Below are 16,553 nucleotides of genomic sequence, written 5' to 3' on the forward strand. Positions count from 1 at the left end.
GCCCTGGAACCGGCGCCGGGGCGCACCGCAGCGATGCCTGTCGCAATTGGGTACAATCGCGTGTCTTCGCCGGTATCCACATTCAGTCATCGGGGCTCTGCATGAATCCGGATTTTCTTGATTTTGAACAGCCTATTGCCGAATTGGAGGCGAGGATCAATGATCTGCGCTACGTCGGTGACGATGCTGAGGTCAATATCCAGGAAGAGTTACAACGCCTGGAGGACAAGTGCCGTTCGTTGACCGAGGGCATTTTTGCCCAGCTCACCCCCTGGCAAGTGGCTCAGATCTCGCGTCATCCGCGGCGTCCCTACACGCTGGATTACATCCCCGAGCTGTTCGATGAGTTCGAAGAGCTGCACGGTGATCGAGCCTTCGGCGACGACCCGGCCATCGTCGGCGGGATCGCGCGGCTCGACGGCCGGCCGGTCATGTTGATCGGTCATCAGAAGGGGCGTCAGACCCGGGACAAGGTCCATCGCAACTTCGGGATGCCGCGCCCGGAGGGGTATCGCAAGGCGCTGCGCCTGATGGAGACCGCCGAACGCTTCCGCCTGCCGGTGCTCACCTTCATTGATACTCCGGGTGCCTACCCCGGGGTTGGCGCCGAGGAGCGCGGCCAGAGCGAGGCCATCGCGCGTAACCTGCGGGTCATGGCGCGACTGGATACGCCCATCATCGCCACCGTGATCGGCGAAGGGGGCTCTGGCGGCGCGCTCGCGATTGGCGTCGGGGATGCCACCCTGATGCTGCAATATTCGACCTACTCGGTGATCTCGCCCGAGGGTTGTGCCTCGATCCTCTGGAAAAGTGCGGAAAAGGCCGCGGATGCTGCCGAGGCGCTGGGCATTACCTCGGAACGGCTGAAGGAGCTCGGGCTGGTCGACCGGATCGTGCCGGAGCCCCTTGGCGGTGCCCATCGCGATCCCGAGATGATGTCCGCGCGCCTGCGCACGGCCTTGCTGGACACCCTGGATGGCCTTGAGGGCCTGGATCCGCGCAAGCGTCTGGATCGGCGCTACCGCCGGCTCATGGATTACGGCGCTTTCCAGGAAGCCGCCTCCTGACCCGCGTGCGGTGGTGGACGACCCGGTCGTTGGTGCAGTCCGCGAGTTTCTGGAACCTTTTTCGGGCCCGCGCCGGGTCCGTATCGCCTTCAGTGGAGGGCTCGATTCGTGCGTACTGCTGCACGCCGCGGTCCGGCTTGGACTCGCGGGGCTGGAGGCCATGCACGTGGACCATCGACTGCGGTCCGACGCCTCACTTCAGGCAGAGCATTGTGCGACCGTCGCCCGCGCACTGGGCTGCCCGTTCGAGTTGCGGGAACTGGAACCGCTGAATACGGCAGACAGCGGTCTGGAGGCGGCGGCACGAACGGCACGCTATGCGCAGTTGCGCGCCGGGCTCGGCGCCGGTGACCTGATCCTGACCGCGCAGCATGCCGACGACCAGGCCGAGACCTTCCTGCTGGCGGCGTTGAGGGGCAGTGGCCCGGACGGGCTGCAGGGCATGCGCCCCTTGCGCCGCGAGGGCGCGACCTGGCTGGGTCGGCCATTGCTGTATTTGCCGCAGACCGCCCTGGTGGATTATGCGCGGCGCGAGCGCCTCGACTGGTATGACGACCCCAGTAACCTGGACCTGCGATTTGACCGCAACTTCCTGCGGCATTCGGTGATGCCGCTGTTGCGCGAACGGTTTGGCGGCCGCACGGGGCTAGCGCGGGCCGCGGGGTGGCAGCAGGAGGCGGTGGAGCGACTGCGCACCTGTGATCGCGCACGCATGCCGGCGTCGGGCGATACCGCTCGACCATGGCTGGAGCTCGACCGACTGCGCCCGCTGGAGGCCCGTGAACAGCGGGGCCTGCTGCGCCAGTGGCTGCGCGAACAGGGGGTGCGACCACCGGGGCACGAGCGCCTGCGCGAGTTCCTGCGCCAGGTGTTGAGCGCCCGCGTGGATACATCCCCTCTGGTCGTTTGGGACGACGGCTGGATGCGGCGTTATCAAGGTCGGTTGTATGCCGGGCGGGGCGCGCCGGCGGAGGCGGGGGGCGCGTTGCGCCCGGATCGGATCTGGCCCCCGGAACAGCAGCAGTGCCAGTTGCCCGATGGGCGTTGCCTGGATCGTGACATGCTTCCTGCGCTGGGCGTGCAGCGCGATATGGCCCTCACCGTCAGTTACCGTCGCGGCGGCGAGAAGGTCCTGACAGCGGCAGGCCGGCGGACGCTCAAGAAGCTCTTTCAGGCGCGGGGTATCCCGCCGTGGGAGCGCGATCGTGTGCCGCTGCTGCGCCAGGCCAACGGCGAGGTGGTGGCTGTACTCTGGCCGGAGACCGTTCTGGCCGGGGACCGTCAAGGAGACGCTGATTGAATCGCGCGTCCGCGCTCGAGTCGCTTTTGCGTGCGTTTAATGCGCGGTGACGGCCGTGCAGTCATTCTGCTGCAGGTGAACCGCAACGCCGTTCCCGCGCCCGTTTGTTGATCAACAACGGGTGGCCGATCCCCTTATTTCACTAACTTGTGGGGTTGGTGCCCCCCGATTCTGAATGAATATGGCCCGAGCCTGCGTTGCGCCCCGAATCCATCAGAAACGGGCGGGTAGAACCATACCCGCTGCACGACGCGCCTTGTCTCGGAACGCTTGTCTCCAAAAACTGGGGGGCACCCACGCGGACGTGCGATTCAATCAGCGTGTCCTAAACCCCCGGATTTGACGGACACGCAGGATGCGGCGATTCTTGGGGCGTGTTGATCGTTTTCCGGGTCAGGGGTACGTGAAAGGAATCACGACACAGATCGAACGGAGCGGTATCGGATGGCTGGCAGCCGGTCTTCTCGCGGCTGCTCCTGTGGCGGCAGACTCGCTGGTTCTGACAACCGCAAGCTATCCGCCTTTCAACTTTCAGGCCGAATCCGGCGAGCTGGACGGGATCTCCGTGCGCGTGCTGGATGCGCTGCTGGAGGCTGCGGAGGTGGAGGCGGATATCCGCATGTTGCCATGGCGACGGGCGCATGCCGAGGCTCGGGCGCAAGCCGGCACCTGTGTCTTTTCCACCACGCGCACCGCCGAGCGCGAGGATCGGTTCGCCTGGGTGGGTCCGCTGGTGGCCAATCAGTGGCACGCGTTTGCGCTCGAGGGCTCCGACGTGGACGCCGATTCGCTGGAGGCGCTCCAGCATTACCGTGTAGGGGGGCAGCGCGACGATGCGGTGACGCTGTTCCTGCAAGATCGGGGCATCGCCGTCGACGTGGCCCCGGACGATCGTCTGAACGCGCGCAAGCTTGCTGCGGACCGGATCGATGTCTGGGTGAGCGGCGAATATCTTGCGCCCTGGTACGCGCGGCAGGAGGGAGTCGGGGAGCTGCGTTCGCTGTTCGCGTTCCATGACACGGTGATGTCGCTGGCCTGTCACCCGGAGACGGACCGTACCCTGCTGGACCGAATGCAGGAAGAGCTGGACGCCATGCGGTCCGATGGACGGCACGCGGCGATCGTTCGGGAGGTGCTGGATAGCAATGGTGAAGCGCATGAGTGAGGCAGCGGCCAGGGTACAAAAGGATGCGTCGGCTCTGATGGCCGAGGAGGTGCTGGGCTTTCAGCGCAACATGGCGCGGCGTGGCATTATCTTCTCGTTTACCGGATACATCTCCGAAGGGATACTGAAAGCCCTGGGCGATGCGCTGCGTCAGAAAATCCGGCTGGAATCGACGGATAACAAGACCGTCAATCGCGTGTTTTCGGTGTTTGTGGAGCAGGTGCAGAACATCATCCGCTATTCTGCGGAACGCATTGAACACGACGCCGAACCCCCGGTGGAGTTGAGTTCGGGGATGATTACGGTGGGCTCCGACAATGGCCGTTTCTTCGTGGTCTGTGGCAACGTGGTTGGACGTGACGATGCGGCCGTGCTGGCCGCGCGGCTGCGTGAGCTGGCCGCGATGGATAACGCCGAGCTGCGGCGCTTCTACAAGGAAAAACTGCGGGAGCCGTCGGAAGAAGGCAGCAAGGGCGGCAGTATCGGTCTGATCGAGATTGCGCGGCGCGCCAGCGAGCCGATCCAGTTCGATTTTCAGGACATCTCCGATGTGCAATCCTATTTCGTTCTCAAGGCCTATATCTGATGGCAGTGGTTGAGTCGATCCAGCACGAGGCCACCGACCGGACCCCCGCCGTTCTTTTCGATTTCGCAGCGGGACAATACCGACTCGCGGGAGAGTCGTACCCGGAGGATGCCGCCAGCTTCTACGGCCCGCTCACGTTGGGGCTGCGGCAGTCCCTGGAGGACCAGGTCAGCGACGAGGTGGAATTTACCGTCGAGATGATTTATTTCAACAGTTCAACGGCGAAGGCCCTGATGAACATGTTCCAGCTCCTGGAACATGCGGCAGAGTCGGGTGCAGTGGTGCGCATCAACTGGTGTTATCACGTCGATGACGAGACCATGGAAGAATTCGGAGAGGACTTTTCCGAGGATTTTGTCCACGCTGAATACCGGATGTGTCCACAGTCATGAACGCTCGTTCCCGCGACAATCCGAAGGAGCCGTTCCAGGGCGCGAAGCCGGGCCAGGACGTCGAAAGTCTGGCCGACTTTTCCCTGTTCGAACAGGAAAAAGCGGTCATGCGGCGATCCGAACAGATGCTGGAGGCCCTTGACGCAGTTGCGGACGGGGTCAAGGTGCTGGCCAAGGCCTACTCGGAAAGTTACCGGGCCCAGCGTCGCATGATGCGCATGAGCGACCGCATGCAGGCGGATCTTCAGGACGCGAACCGGCAGTTGCGGGAGCAGGCGGAACACCTGGCGCAGTTGAATAACGCGCTGTCCGACGAAGTGCGCGAACGCGAGCGGCTGACGGCGGAACTGGAGCGGCTGGCGCTGGAAGATGCCCTGACCGGGTTGTTCTCGCGCCGTCGCGTGATGGATTGTGTCGAGGGCATGGCCGAGAGCATTGGTGAGCAGTCGCACTCACTGGCCGTGATGATGCTGGATCTGGACGACTTCAAGGCCCTGAATGACACCCATGGCCATGCCGCCGGCGATTTTGCCCTCGAGAGCTTCGCCGAAATCCTGGGGCGCGAGCTGGGTGCGGAGCAATATGCCGGCCGCATGGGGGGTGAGGAGTTCCTCGTGGTCGCGGCTGACCTGAACAGCGCGGAGGCCTTTGCCCTGGCGGAGCGCATCCGCTGTGCGGTGGAGCGGGCCTCGCTGGACTGGAAAGGCGATCAGCTCTCGCTCGCGGTCTCCATCGGGCTGGTGGTTACGACCGATCCGTGGCCGGATGCCGGTGAACTGGTCGCCCTCGCCGACGATCTTCTTTATCGCGCCAAGAATGAAGGCCGCAATCGCGTCATCGTGCAAATGCACGGCCAGTGCGGGTGATGACGGTCGGCACCCGCCGACGCACACGCAGTCTGGTCGCGAAGCTGGCCCTCGCCACGCTTCTGGCAGCTCTGGCCTTGAGTCTCCTGAGCAGCGCTTACGTGATTGCGTCCGACTGGACGGCCTATCGTGCCGAGACCTCGGAACAGATGGACCGGTTGCAGCGGCTCGTTGATCCCCCGGCGGCGGAGGCCGCCTTCCAGTTGAGCGAGAACCAGGCTGACTCGATCGTGCAGGGGCTTCTGGTGTTCGATGAAATCCGGCGGGTGGAGATCCTCGACGACTTCGGAAACACCCTCGCGGAAGACACGCGCGAAGGCGAGGGCAAGGCAGCGGACTGGACGCTCTGGCTGTTTGGCGACCTGCAGGTGCATGAGCGCGAACTGACCCACCCCGGGGTCCGGGGCAATGTGCAGGGGGTAGGGCAGCTGCGTGTGGAACTCGACCCGGAGGTGCTGGCTCGGGTCTTCGTCGGGCGGTTGCAGACCGGGGTCATCACCAGCGTGACCCAGGCGGTGACGGTCTCCGTGGTCGTGGTCTTGCTGTTTTACATCCTGATGCTGCGCCCGATGCTGCACATTTCGCGTGCAGTGGCAGACACGGACCCGAACCAGCCAGCGCAGTGGCCGATGCCGCGCCTGGGGCACCACGAGAACGACGAACTGGGCGCCCTGGGACGGTCACTCGATCGCCTGTTGCGGGCCTTTCAGGAAGGTCTGGATGCACGTGACGGAGCACGCGCTGAACTGAAGGCACTGAATGCGGAACTCGAACAACGCGTCGAGGAGCGCACCCGTCAGCTGGAGCAGGAGAAGGCCGAGACCGAGAGGGCCATGGCGCAGGTGGACGAGGCCAGTCGCGAACTCGAGCGCAGCAATCGGCTGGTGGTCGAGAGTATCCGCTACGCGCGCCGTATCCAGACGGCAATGTTGCCGGACAAGCATGCCCTGGATGCCCACATGGATGAGGTGCAGATCTTCTGGGAACCGCTGCATCTGGTCGGGGGGGATTACTTCTGGGTCGAATCCATCGAAGGTCACAGCGTCCTGGTGGTGACGGACTGCACCGGGCATGGTGTCCCGGGGGCATTCATTACGATGGTGGTGGCGTCTGCCCTGGACCGCATCCTGCACGAACATCGGTTGCTGGAACCGGCCGCGATCCTGCGCGAGATGGATCGCCTGGTGCGTTCGCGCCTGCGTCAGGACGGTCAGGATTCGGACTCCGACGATGGTCTCGAGGCCGCCGTGTGTGTCTATCAGCCGGAGAAGCACAAACTGCTGTACGCCGGGGTCGGGCTGCCCTTGATCCTGGATCAGGATGGCGAGGTCGAGGAGATCCGCGGTGTTCGAGGCGGGCTGGGGTATCGAAGCCTGGAGCCGGCCCAGCCTGCGGACCACGAGATCGCCGTGGAGCCGGGGATGGAGTTTTTCCTGATCACCGATGGCGTGCATGACCATGTAGGTGGCGAACCGCCCCGGTTGTTCGGACGTCGGCGCTTGCGGCGCGTGTTGGCGGACAAGAGCGGTCGCGACCTGTCGGCCAAGATTGATGCGCTGGTGCGCGAGCTGGAGGACCACCGGGACGGTGAACCGCGCCGCGACGACATGACGCTGGTTGCGTTCCGGCCGCTGGCGAGGCAGTAGCCAGTTGAAAAACAGGCGTTAGGCCCGTCCTGCGATTGAGCGGGGGCGGGCGCTCTGGTACTCTCTCGGGCGTTTTCCGCCGACTCGCAGCGCGCCTTGCGCAAGCCCGGGTCAGGTGCCGGTCAGTCGCAGCCAGGTTTCCCGCATGACGCGTTTTGTTTTTATTACCGGAGGCGTGGTCTCGTCTCTGGGCAAAGGCATTGCATCCGCCTCGCTGGGCGCGATCCTGGAGGCTCGCGGCCTCAAGGTGACGTTGCTCAAGCTGGACCCCTACATCAACGTGGACCCGGGCACGATGAGCCCGTTTCAGCATGGCGAGGTCTTCGTCACGGACGATGGCGCGGAGACCGACCTGGACCTGGGCCACTACGAACGTTTTGTGCGGATACGTACGAAGCGCCGCAATAATTTCACCACGGGTCAGATCTACGAAAACGTGATCCGCAAGGAGCGGCGCGGCGACTACCTTGGCGGCACCGTGCAGGTGATTCCGCATATCACCGACGAGATCAAGCGGTCGATCCACGCAGGTGCAGGGGATGCCGATATCGCACTGATCGAGATTGGCGGCACTGTCGGTGACATCGAATCGCTTCCGTTTCTGGAGGCGATCCGGCAGATGGGCGTGGAGCTGGGCCGCGAAAACGCCCTGTTCATGCACTTGACCCTGGTTCCGTTCATCGAGGCGGCCGGCGAGATCAAGACCAAGCCGACCCAGCACTCGGTCAAGGAGCTGCGCTCCATCGGCATCCAGCCGGATATCCTGCTGTGCCGTTCCACGCAGGCGATCCCCGAGGGCGAGCGCCGCAAGATCGCCCTGTTTACCAACGTCGAGGAGAAGGCGGTCATCTCCGCGGTGGATGTGGACAACATCTACAAGATCCCGCTGTGGCTGCATTCGCAGAAGCTCGACGAGATCGTACTGCGCAAGCTGCATATCGAGGCGCCGCAGGCGGATCTTGCCGACTGGAAACACGTGGTCAATGCCATGGAGTTCCCCGAGTCGGAGATCACCGTGGGCATGATCGGCAAGTACGTCGATCTGACCGAATCCTACAAGTCGGTGAATGAGGCGCTGACCCATGCCGGTATCCAGGTGGGTACCCGCGTGCGGATCCGCTATCTGGACTCGGAGAAGCTGGAGGGTGCGGAGGGCGAGGCCGCCAGTGAGCTGGCGGGCCTCGATGCGATCCTGGTACCGGGCGGCTTTGGCGAACGCGGTGTGGAGGGCAAGATTGCGGCCGTGCGCTATGCCCGTGATCAGAATGTGCCTTACCTGGGCATCTGCCTCGGTATGCAGGTGGCGGTGATCGAGTTTGCCCGTGATATCGCCGGGCTCGAAGGTGCGCACAGCACTGAATTCGCGCCGGATACCCCGCACCCGGTGATTGCGCTGATCACCGAATGGCAGGACCAGGAGGGCCGAATCGAGCGCCGTGACGCTGCAAGCGACCTTGGCGGAACCATGCGTCTGGGAGCGCAGAGCGCGCGGTTGGCGCCGGGTTCTCGAATTGCCGAGGCGTACGGGCAGGAGACGGTCCAGGAACGCCACCGCCATCGCTTCGAATTCAACAACGCCTACCGCGAACGCCTGGAGGCCGCCGGGCTGCGCATCTCCGGCGTGTCGGAGTCCGGCGAACTGGTAGAGGCCGTCGAGCTGGACGGGCACCCCTGGTTTGTGGGTTGCCAGTTCCACCCGGAATTTACCTCCACCCCGCGTGACGGCCACCCGCTTTTTACCGGATTCGTTCGCGCGGCACGGCAGTTCCAGGACAGCCGTGAGCAGAAGACCACCTCGGCCCTGGCGGAATAGGCCGGGGCGACCGACGTAGCAGCGCCTGGCCGGCGAACGGCCGGGGCTGCAGGACAGGACAGAACATGCAGCTTTGCGGATTTGAAATCGGACTTGATCGGCCCTTTTTCCTGATTGCCGGACCTTGTGTCATCGAGTCGGAGGCAATGGCGCTGGAGACTGCGACGGCCCTCAAGACCATCGCGGATGACCTGGGTATCCCGTTGATCTACAAGTCGTCCTTCGACAAGGCCAATCGTTCCTCTACCCGCAGCTTCCGCGGACTGGGCATGGCGGAGGGACTGCGCATCCTCGACAAGGTGAAGTCGGAAATCGGGGTGCCGGTGCTGACCGATGTGCACGAGGACACGGCACTGGACGAGGTGGCCGCGGTAGTCGATGTGCTGCAGACACCCGCTTTTCTCTGTCGTCAGACCAATTTCATCCAGAACGTGGCGCGTCAGGGGCGGCCGGTCAATATCAAGAAGGGCCAGTTCCTCGCACCATGGGACATGGGCAATGTTGTCGACAAGGCCCGCGAGGCCGGCAATGACCAGATCATGGTCTGCGAGCGCGGGGTTTCGTTCGGATACAACACCCTGATTTCGGATATGCGCGGTCTGGCCCAGATGCGCCAGACCGGTTGCCCGGTGGTCTTCGACGCGACCCACTCGGTGCAGCAGCCGGGCGGGCAGGGCGCCTGTTCCGGCGGCCAGCGCGAGTACGTCCCGGTTCTGGCCCGAGCGGCCATCGCGGCTGGCGTGTCGGGCGTTTTCATGGAGACCCATCCGGACCCGGAGCGCGCCCTGTCCGACGGCCCGAACGCCTGGCCGCTGCCGAAGATGGCCGATTTGCTCGCCACGCTGAAGGAGCTGGACGTGGCTACCAAGGCGCGGCCATTCGCGGAGGCGGAATACGGGCTGGGCGAATGATGCGCGCCGTTCCGGGCTGCGCAGCGTTGGACCAACGAATTCGATAAAGCGTCCCGGGCGGACCGGTCCGGGCGGGTATTTTCAAGGAGAGAGGCATGTCCCAGATTGCGGAGATTACGGCCCGCGAAATCATTGATTCGCGTGGCAACCCGACCGTAGAGGCCGATGTTGTCCTGGATTCCGGCGCCATGGGTCGGGCCGCGGTTCCGTCCGGTGCGTCGACCGGCGCGCGTGAGGCCCTGGAGCTGCGCGATGACGACCCGCGCTATGGCGGCAAGGGCGTTCTGAAGGCCGTGGGCCACGTCAATGGCGAGATCCGCGACGCCCTGCGTGGCATGGAGCTCGACCAGACCGCAGTGGACCGGCGCATGCTGGAACTGGACGGAACCGAGAACAAGTCGCGTCTGGGCGCCAACGCGCTGCTGGCCGTCTCCATGGCGACCTCGCATGCACTGGCGGCGGACCGTGAACAGCCCCTGTTCGAGACCCTGGGGGGCGCGGATGCCACGTTGCTGCCGGTGCCGATGATGAACATCATCAATGGCGGCGCCCACGCGGACAACAGCGTGGATATGCAGGAGTTCATGATCCTGCCGGTAGGGGCAAATTCAGTGCGTGAGGCCGTGCGCTACGGCGCCGAGGTCTTTCACGCCCTGAAGAAGGTGCTGGCCAAGCGCGGGCTGGCCACGGCAGTGGGTGACGAGGGTGGTTTCGCCCCCGACCTGCCGTCCAACGCCGCTGCCATCGAGGTCATTCTTGAGGCCATCCACAATGCCGGTTTCAAGGCGGGCGAGGATATCTGGATCGGGCTGGACTGTGCCAGCTCCGAGTTCTATCGCGATGGGCGCTATCACCTCGACTCCGAGGGCAAGGCCTTCACCGCCGACGAGTTCTCCGACTATCTGGCGCACTGGGTGGATCAGTATCCGATCCTGACCATCGAGGACGGAATGGCCGAGGACGACTGGGACGGCTGGAAGACCCTGACCGACCGCCTGGGTGGCCGCGTGCAGCTGGTGGGGGATGACCTGTTCGTGACCAACACCCGCATCCTGCAGGAAGGGATCGACAAGAACGTCGCCAACTCCATCCTGATCAAGCTGAATCAGATCGGCACCGTGACCGAGACGCTGGAGGCCATCGAGCTGGCGCGCCAGGCAAACTACACTGCGGTGATCTCGCACCGATCCGGCGAGACGGAAGACGTCACCATCGCCGATCTCGCGGTGGCGACCCGTTCCGGTCAGATCAAGACCGGTTCCCTGTCGCGCTCCGACCGGGTGGCCAAGTACAACCAGTTGATCCGGATCGAGGAGCACCTGGGTTCGCGTGCGACCTATCCGGGTATGTCGGCGTTCACGTTCGGCCGTTAACGGCGCGCGCGGCGGTCTCTGGAGATGCGGTGCCAGGGGTCTTCGGGCGGGCTCCTGTTCCCGCAGGCTGCGGACTCGTAGAATGCCGGGCATGGTGGTGGATGGCGCAACGGTCCCGCGACTGCAACCCGGCCCCCTGACGGTTTGTGGGAGCGCCCATGCCGTATACGCTTGCGTGGAGGTGCACTGATGCGCCATCTGCTGGCGGGGCTTGCCGCGGTGTTCCTGCTGTTGCAATGGCCTTTGTGGCTGGGCGAAGGCAGCTGGAGCGATGTGCGTGACCTGCGCGCACAGGTGGAGCGTCAGTGGGCGGAAAATACCGAGCTGGAGCAGCGTAACCAGGCGCTGGAGGCCGAGGTCCGAAATCTGCGCAGTGGTACCGAGGCGGTGGAGGAACGTGCGCGGCGCGATCTCGGCATGATCCGCGACGACGAGATCTTTTTCTTCGTGGCTGGCGAGGATGAACCCGCACATCTGCAGGTGGAGCCGCTGCCGGGCCCGGCCCGGGAGGCCAACCCCGGGACGCGGGTTCCGGAGGACGCCGCGCCGGCGACGGATGCTCTGCCCCCCGAGGACCCCTTTGATGGCTGAAATCGATGGCTGAATCATCGCAGGCCTCCGGACGCGAGCCGGCGTTCTGGGCGCTGATACCCGCGGCCGGGATTGGGCGCCGCATGGGGCTGGATCGCCCCAAGCAGTATCTCACCTTGGGGTCGCGCACCATTCTGGCGCATACCCTTTCTGTCTTTCTGGAGCACCCGCGCATCCGCGGCGTGGTCCTGGTGCTGGGGCCGGATGTGGACCCCGATGCCCTGGATTTGCCGCTTGCCGGGGGACGCCTGTTCCGCGTGGCAGGGGGCGCGGAGCGGGCGGATTCGGTGCAGAACGGCCTGGATTTCCTGAGCGACCGCGCCCATGGCGATGACTGGGTGCTGGTACACGATGCTGCCCGGCCCTGCCTGCCGGCCAGCGATGTCGATCGGTTGTTGCAAGAGCTGCGGGATGACCCGGTGGGCGGCCTGCTGGCCAGCCCCAGCACCGATACCATCAAGTGGAGTGACGGAGACAGGAGCGTCGAACACAGTCTGGCGAGGGATCGAGTGTGGCGCGCTCTTACACCACAGATGTTCCGGCTCGACATGCTGCGCCGTGCCAATGCCCGCGCCCGGTCCTGCGGACACGCGGTGACGGACGAGGCGAGCGCGATCGAATACCTGGGTGAACACCCGCGGCTGGTCGAGGGCTCGGCGATGAATATCAAGATCACCCGCGCCGAGGATCTGGAGCTGGCCCGACTCTATCTGATGCAGCAGGGCCGGCTGGAGGGAGGGTACCGCCCGTGAGTGTGATGCGTATCGGTCAGGGGTTCGATGTACATGCCTTCGGGGACGGAGATCATCTCGTTCTTGGGGGGGTGCGCATCCCGTTCGAACGGGGCTTCGTGGCGCATTCGGACGGCGATGTGTTGCTGCACGCGGTCTGTGATGCGCTGCTCGGGGCCGCAGCCCTGGGCGATATCGGACAGCATTTTCCCGATACCGATCCGGCATTTCGCGGCGCGGACAGCCGCGTCCTGCTGCGGGAGGTCCTCCAGCGTGTTGCGGCTGCCGGCTGGCGCCCGGTCAACATCGATTCCACCGTGATCGCGCAGGCGCCAAAGCTGGCGCCGCATGTCCGCGCCATGCGCGATCATATTGCCGCGGATACCGGCCTGATGCCCGAGGCCGTCAGCGTGAAGGCCACGACGACCGAACACCTCGGGTTCACCGGGCGCAAGGAGGGCGTGGCGGCGCAGGCAATCGTGCTGCTGGAACCGGCCTCGGCGATGCTGCGGGTATGAACGGGGCCGGGCGCGGGAAGGCGGGAGTCCTGGGCCTGCATCACGCCAGCCTGGTCATTGCGGATATGCAGGCCGGGCGCGAGTTCTACGGGGACCTCCTGGGGCTGGCGCCGCTGGAGCGGCCCGAACTCGGGTTTCCGGGGCTGTGGTACGACCTTGGAAACGGCCAGGCCCTGCACCTGCTGCAGGTGCCGAACCCGGACCCGACCGAGCGTGCGGTACGGTGCGGGCAGGACCGCCACCTGGCGCTGCGCGTGGATGACCTGGAGGGATTCGCGGCGCGGCTGGAGGGCGCGGGGTTTGCGGTGGAACGCAGCCGCTCCGGCCGCCCCGCGGCATTCGTGCGGGACCCCGACGGCAATGCCATTGAGCTGATCGAGGACGGTGCCTGAATCGGCCAGGGAGAGTCCCCTCATGAGCGACGCGCGCTACATCCTTGCCCTGGACCAGGGCACCACCAGCTGCCGAGCCATCCTGTTCGACCGCACGGGCACGATCGTCGGCGTGGCGCAGAAGGATTTCGCCCAGATCTATCCGGAGCCCGGCTGGGTGGAACACGACCCGATGGAGATCTGGGGCACCCAGATCGGCGTGGCGCGGGAAGTGCTGGAGACGCGCGGTATCAAGCCTTCCCGACTGGCCGCAATTGGCATCACCAATCAGCGCGAGACCACGGTGGTATGGGACCGCGCCACGGGGGAGCCGATTGCCAATGCGATCGTGTGGCAAGACCGGCGCACCGCCGCGTTCTGTGACGAACTGAAGGCGCAGGGCCTCGAGGGCTTGCTGCGCGAGCGTACCGGTCTGGTCGTGGATGCCTATTTCTCGGCCAGCAAGCTGCGCTGGCTCCTGGATCATGTGGACGGGGCGCGCGAGCGCGCGGAACGGGGCGAACTTGCCTTTGGCACCGTGGACAGCTGGCTGATATGGAACCTCACACGCGGGGAACGTCACGTGACCGACGTGACGAATGCCGCGCGCACCCAGCTGTTCAACATTCACACCCTGGAATGGGATGCCGAGCTGCTGGAGCGGTTCCGGGTCCCGCGCGCGATGCTGCCCGAGGTGGTGGACTCCAGTGGCGTGCTGGGCGTCACCGGCGCCGAGATGTTCGGCGGCGCGGAGGTCCCGATCGCCGGCGTGGCGGGGGATCAGCATGCGGCCCTGTTCGGTCAGGGATGTTTCGAGCCCGGCATGGCCAAGAATACCTACGGGACTGGCTGTTTTCTGCTGATGAACACGGGCGATACGCCGGTGGAGTCCCGGTCCGGGTTGCTCACCACCCTCGCGTGGTCGCTGGACGGCCGGGTGGAATACGCGCTGGAGGGCTCGATCTTCATCGCCGGGGCCGCGATCCAGTGGCTGCGCGACGAGCTTCACCTGATCGACGCGGCCGAGGATTCCGAGTACTACGCGGGCAAGGTGGCGGACGCCGACGGGGTCTACGTGGTGCCTGCGTTTGCCGGGCTGGGGGCCCCGTACTGGGACATGTACGCGCGCGGCGCCATCTTCGGCCTGACCCGTGGTACGCGCAAGGAGCACATCACCCGCGCTACGCTGGATGCGCTGGCCTATCAGACGCGCGATGTGATCGATGCCATGGCGCGGGATGCCGGGATCGCGCTGAAGGCCCTGCGGGTCGACGGCGGGGCCGTGGCCAACAACGTGATGATGCAGTTTCAGGCCGACATGCTCGGGGTGCGGGTCGAGCGCCCGGCGGTGACCGAGTCCACCGCGTTGGGGGCCGCCTGGCTCGCGGGACTGGGGGTCGGCTTCTGGACGCGTGACGAACTGACGCAGAAGGGTGGGCTGGACCGGGTGTTCGAGCCGCAGATGGACGCGGCCACGCGGGAACAGTACTACCGCGGCTGGAAGAAGGCCGTGAAGCGCACCATGGGCTGGGCACGTGAGGACGACAGCGACTCGACGCCGTAGCGGGTGATGGTCTGGGGCCTCGCCGACGCGTGCGGGGGCTTCGCCGCCAAGGCGGCTCCCACAGGGGGCTGCAGGTAGAGCGATGGCTTCGACAGGCAGCCCGGCCCAGATCGCTGTGGGAGCGGGCTTGCCCGCGAAGACCCCGCCAGGCCCGGACTGGGCCCGGGATTCAGTCCATGCTGGCCGGTTCGGCGGCGAGCTGGCCGCTCTGGTAGTCGTTGATCGCCTGTTCGATCTCGTCCGGGGTGTTCATGACGAACGGCCCGTAGTGAACGATCGGTTCGCGCAGGGGGCGGCCCTTGAACAGCAGTACGCGAGCATCCTGCCGGGCAATCAGGTGGATCTGGGTCTGGCCGTTCCAGACGCCCAGCTGGCCGCTCCGGAGACCGGTTAGTTCGCCAGCGAAGACATAGGCCAGCACGCGATCTTCCAGTTGTACGGCGAGTGATAGGCGGTACCCGGCCGGCAGCGTCAGCTCGGCCATGGCGGCCCCTTCGCCGATCTGCGGCAGCGGGCCCTCGGTATCGCCGGCACTGGTCTGCCAGGAGCCGGCAATGGCCTTGAAATGCAGCGGGCCGCCGTCTTCCGGGAGATGGCTCATGGCGTCGGCACGCACATCGCGATAGCGCGGTGCGTCCATCTTGCGCATGGCCGGCAGATTGACCCATAGCTGGAAGCCGTGCAGTCCGTCGGCGTCCAGCAGCGGCATCTCGGAATGGATCACCCCGCGCCCGGCGCTCATCCACTGTGCCTCCCCGGCCTCCACCCGGCCCTGGTTGCCCATGGAATCCTCGTGGGTCAGACCGCCATGGACCAGGTAGGTCAGCGTCTCGAAGCCGCGGTGCGGGTGCGAGGGAAAGCCGCCAATGTAGTCCTCGCGCGCACTCGCCTTGAGCTCATCCAGCATCAGGAACGGGTCCAGTCCGCCGCGAAAATCATGGATGCGGCGAATCTTCACGCCTGCGCCGTCCTGGGTCGGCTGGGCGTTGCGTACGCTGTCCGGCGGTGTGGGGGTCATGGCGTCTCCTCGTTAAGCCCCGAAACGATACCGACCATGCAGACAAAATAAAATTGCATCCGATCTCGCCATGCGCCGGGCGTCCGCCGGAGCGGCGGTCGCTCGGGGTCTGGTCGTTGCGCATCAAGAACATGCCCGCGGCGTTGCGGCGCCCCTGTGTAGGGCGGCTGTGCGGCCGTCACCACGCCTCTTGAGGGGGTTCGTTGACCGCATCCCATCCTTCGCCCCGGAGAGTGGCGGATGTGGGCTCTGGTCAGAGCTGCCCGGACGGGATTCGGGTCAGGTCCAGCCAGCTGTCGGCGAAGAATTCCAGGCTCTCGACGAAATCCGGCTCGTGCTCCGAGCGGTTGATGGTCAGGTGCAGGATCACCGCGTCGGGGGCGGGCGGGTGGCCGGTGGTCAGGGTCCAGGCCAGCGCGTTGGGGCAGCCCGGCAGGCTGAATCGCAGGCCGCCATTGATGCATTCCCGGTGCACGCGAAACTCTCCCCACAGGCAGTAGACGACCCCGGCATCGGGGCCTGCATTCTCCAGCAGGGCATCAATGGCGCTGCTGAGCCGGGGCAGGGTGGGCACAGTGATCGCGGCCTGCAGAGTTTCGGCATCCGCCTGCAGAGGAAGGGTGCGAAAGAACTCCATGACG

General features: G+C 65.4%; 17 protein-coding genes. 15 read left to right on the forward strand and 2 right to left on the reverse strand.

Annotation, left to right across the window (positions count from 1 at the left end; translation table 11 throughout):
• The first annotated feature begins 101 nt into the window (after positions 1 to 101).
• The 15 genes from G332_RS0110935 to glpK all read left to right on the forward strand — a co-directional run bounded on the left by G332_RS0110935 (position 102) and on the right by glpK (position 14,894).
• Positions 102 to 1,067, forward strand: a complete 966-nt coding sequence (locus tag G332_RS0110935) for an acetyl-CoA carboxylase carboxyltransferase subunit alpha (RefSeq protein ID WP_019627034.1) — start codon at positions 102 to 104, stop codon at positions 1,065 to 1,067.
• 10 nt (positions 1,068 to 1,077) lie between these two features.
• Complete coding sequence (gene tilS / locus G332_RS0110940; RefSeq protein WP_019627035.1) at positions 1,078 to 2,367, forward strand: tRNA lysidine(34) synthetase TilS; 1,290 nt, start codon at positions 1,078 to 1,080, stop codon at positions 2,365 to 2,367.
• A gap of 439 nt (positions 2,368 to 2,806) precedes the next feature.
• Positions 2,807 to 3,532, forward strand: a complete 726-nt coding sequence (locus G332_RS0110945) for an ABC transporter substrate-binding protein (protein ID WP_026340802.1) — start codon at positions 2,807 to 2,809, stop codon at positions 3,530 to 3,532.
• Complete coding sequence (locus G332_RS0110950; RefSeq protein ID WP_026340803.1) at positions 3,525 to 4,118, forward strand: SiaB family protein kinase; 594 nt, start codon at positions 3,525 to 3,527, stop codon at positions 4,116 to 4,118. The genes G332_RS0110945 and G332_RS0110950 overlap by 8 nt, the downstream gene beginning before the upstream one ends.
• Positions 4,118 to 4,510, forward strand: coding sequence for a DUF1987 domain-containing protein (locus G332_RS0110955; protein WP_019627038.1), 393 nt, complete (start codon positions 4,118 to 4,120; stop codon positions 4,508 to 4,510). The genes G332_RS0110950 and G332_RS0110955 overlap by 1 nt, the downstream gene beginning before the upstream one ends.
• On the forward strand, positions 4,507 to 5,376 hold the full coding sequence (locus tag G332_RS0110960) for a diguanylate cyclase (RefSeq protein ID WP_019627039.1): 870 nt from the start codon (positions 4,507 to 4,509) through the stop codon (positions 5,374 to 5,376). The genes G332_RS0110955 and G332_RS0110960 overlap by 4 nt, the downstream gene beginning before the upstream one ends.
• Positions 5,376 to 7,022 carry a PP2C family protein-serine/threonine phosphatase gene (locus G332_RS0110965; RefSeq protein WP_026340805.1) on the forward strand — a complete coding sequence of 549 codons (1,647 nt, stop codon included), beginning with the start codon at positions 5,376 to 5,378 and terminating at the stop codon, positions 7,020 to 7,022. The genes G332_RS0110960 and G332_RS0110965 overlap by 1 nt, the downstream gene beginning before the upstream one ends.
• A 145-nt stretch (positions 7,023 to 7,167) precedes the next feature.
• Positions 7,168 to 8,835: a CTP synthase gene (locus G332_RS0110970; protein WP_019627041.1), complete on the forward strand. Its 1,668-nt coding sequence runs from the start codon at positions 7,168 to 7,170 to the stop codon at positions 8,833 to 8,835.
• Between the two features lie 65 nt (positions 8,836 to 8,900).
• Positions 8,901 to 9,746, forward strand: a complete 846-nt coding sequence (gene kdsA, locus G332_RS0110975; protein ID WP_026340806.1) for a 3-deoxy-8-phosphooctulonate synthase — start codon at positions 8,901 to 8,903, stop codon at positions 9,744 to 9,746.
• Positions 9,747 to 9,841: 95 nt separating this feature from the next.
• On the forward strand, positions 9,842 to 11,119 hold the full coding sequence (eno, locus tag G332_RS0110980) for a phosphopyruvate hydratase (RefSeq protein ID WP_019627043.1): 1,278 nt from the start codon (positions 9,842 to 9,844) through the stop codon (positions 11,117 to 11,119).
• A gap of 189 nt (positions 11,120 to 11,308) precedes the next feature.
• Positions 11,309 to 11,710 (forward strand): cell division protein FtsB, encoded by a 402-nt coding sequence (ftsB, locus tag G332_RS0110985; protein WP_019627044.1) that lies wholly within the window; start codon positions 11,309 to 11,311, stop codon positions 11,708 to 11,710.
• A gap of 5 nt (positions 11,711 to 11,715) precedes the next feature.
• On the forward strand, positions 11,716 to 12,462 hold the full coding sequence (ispD, locus tag G332_RS0110990) for a 2-C-methyl-D-erythritol 4-phosphate cytidylyltransferase (protein ID WP_019627045.1): 747 nt from the start codon (positions 11,716 to 11,718) through the stop codon (positions 12,460 to 12,462).
• On the forward strand, positions 12,459 to 12,959 hold the full coding sequence (ispF, locus tag G332_RS0110995; protein WP_026340807.1) for a 2-C-methyl-D-erythritol 2,4-cyclodiphosphate synthase: 501 nt from the start codon (positions 12,459 to 12,461) through the stop codon (positions 12,957 to 12,959). Before ispD ends, ispF begins: the two co-directional genes overlap by 4 nt.
• Positions 12,956 to 13,351: a VOC family protein gene (locus G332_RS0111000; RefSeq protein WP_019627047.1), complete on the forward strand. Its 396-nt coding sequence runs from the start codon at positions 12,956 to 12,958 to the stop codon at positions 13,349 to 13,351. The genes ispF and G332_RS0111000 overlap by 4 nt, the downstream gene beginning before the upstream one ends.
• A 22-nt stretch (positions 13,352 to 13,373) precedes the next feature.
• The gene (glpK, locus tag G332_RS0111005; RefSeq protein ID WP_019627048.1) at positions 13,374 to 14,894 is read left to right on the forward strand and encodes a glycerol kinase GlpK; all 1,521 of its coding nucleotides are present in this window, start codon (positions 13,374 to 13,376) and stop codon (positions 14,892 to 14,894) included.
• Between the two features lie 169 nt (positions 14,895 to 15,063).
• Here the strand turns inward: glpK and G332_RS0111010 are convergent, their stop codons facing one another.
• Complete coding sequence (locus G332_RS0111010; RefSeq protein ID WP_019627049.1) at positions 15,064 to 15,912, reverse strand: pirin family protein; 849 nt, start codon at positions 15,910 to 15,912, stop codon at positions 15,064 to 15,066.
• A 253-nt stretch (positions 15,913 to 16,165) separates the two neighbouring features.
• On the reverse strand, positions 16,166 to 16,549 hold the full coding sequence (locus tag G332_RS0111015; protein WP_019627050.1) for a hypothetical protein: 384 nt from the start codon (positions 16,547 to 16,549) through the stop codon (positions 16,166 to 16,168).
• Positions 16,550 to 16,553: the final 4 nt, after the last annotated feature.

Source organism: Thioalkalivibrio sp. ALJT (genome assembly GCF_000381825.1).
Lineage (GTDB): Bacteria > Pseudomonadota > Gammaproteobacteria > Ectothiorhodospirales > Ectothiorhodospiraceae > Thioalkalivibrio.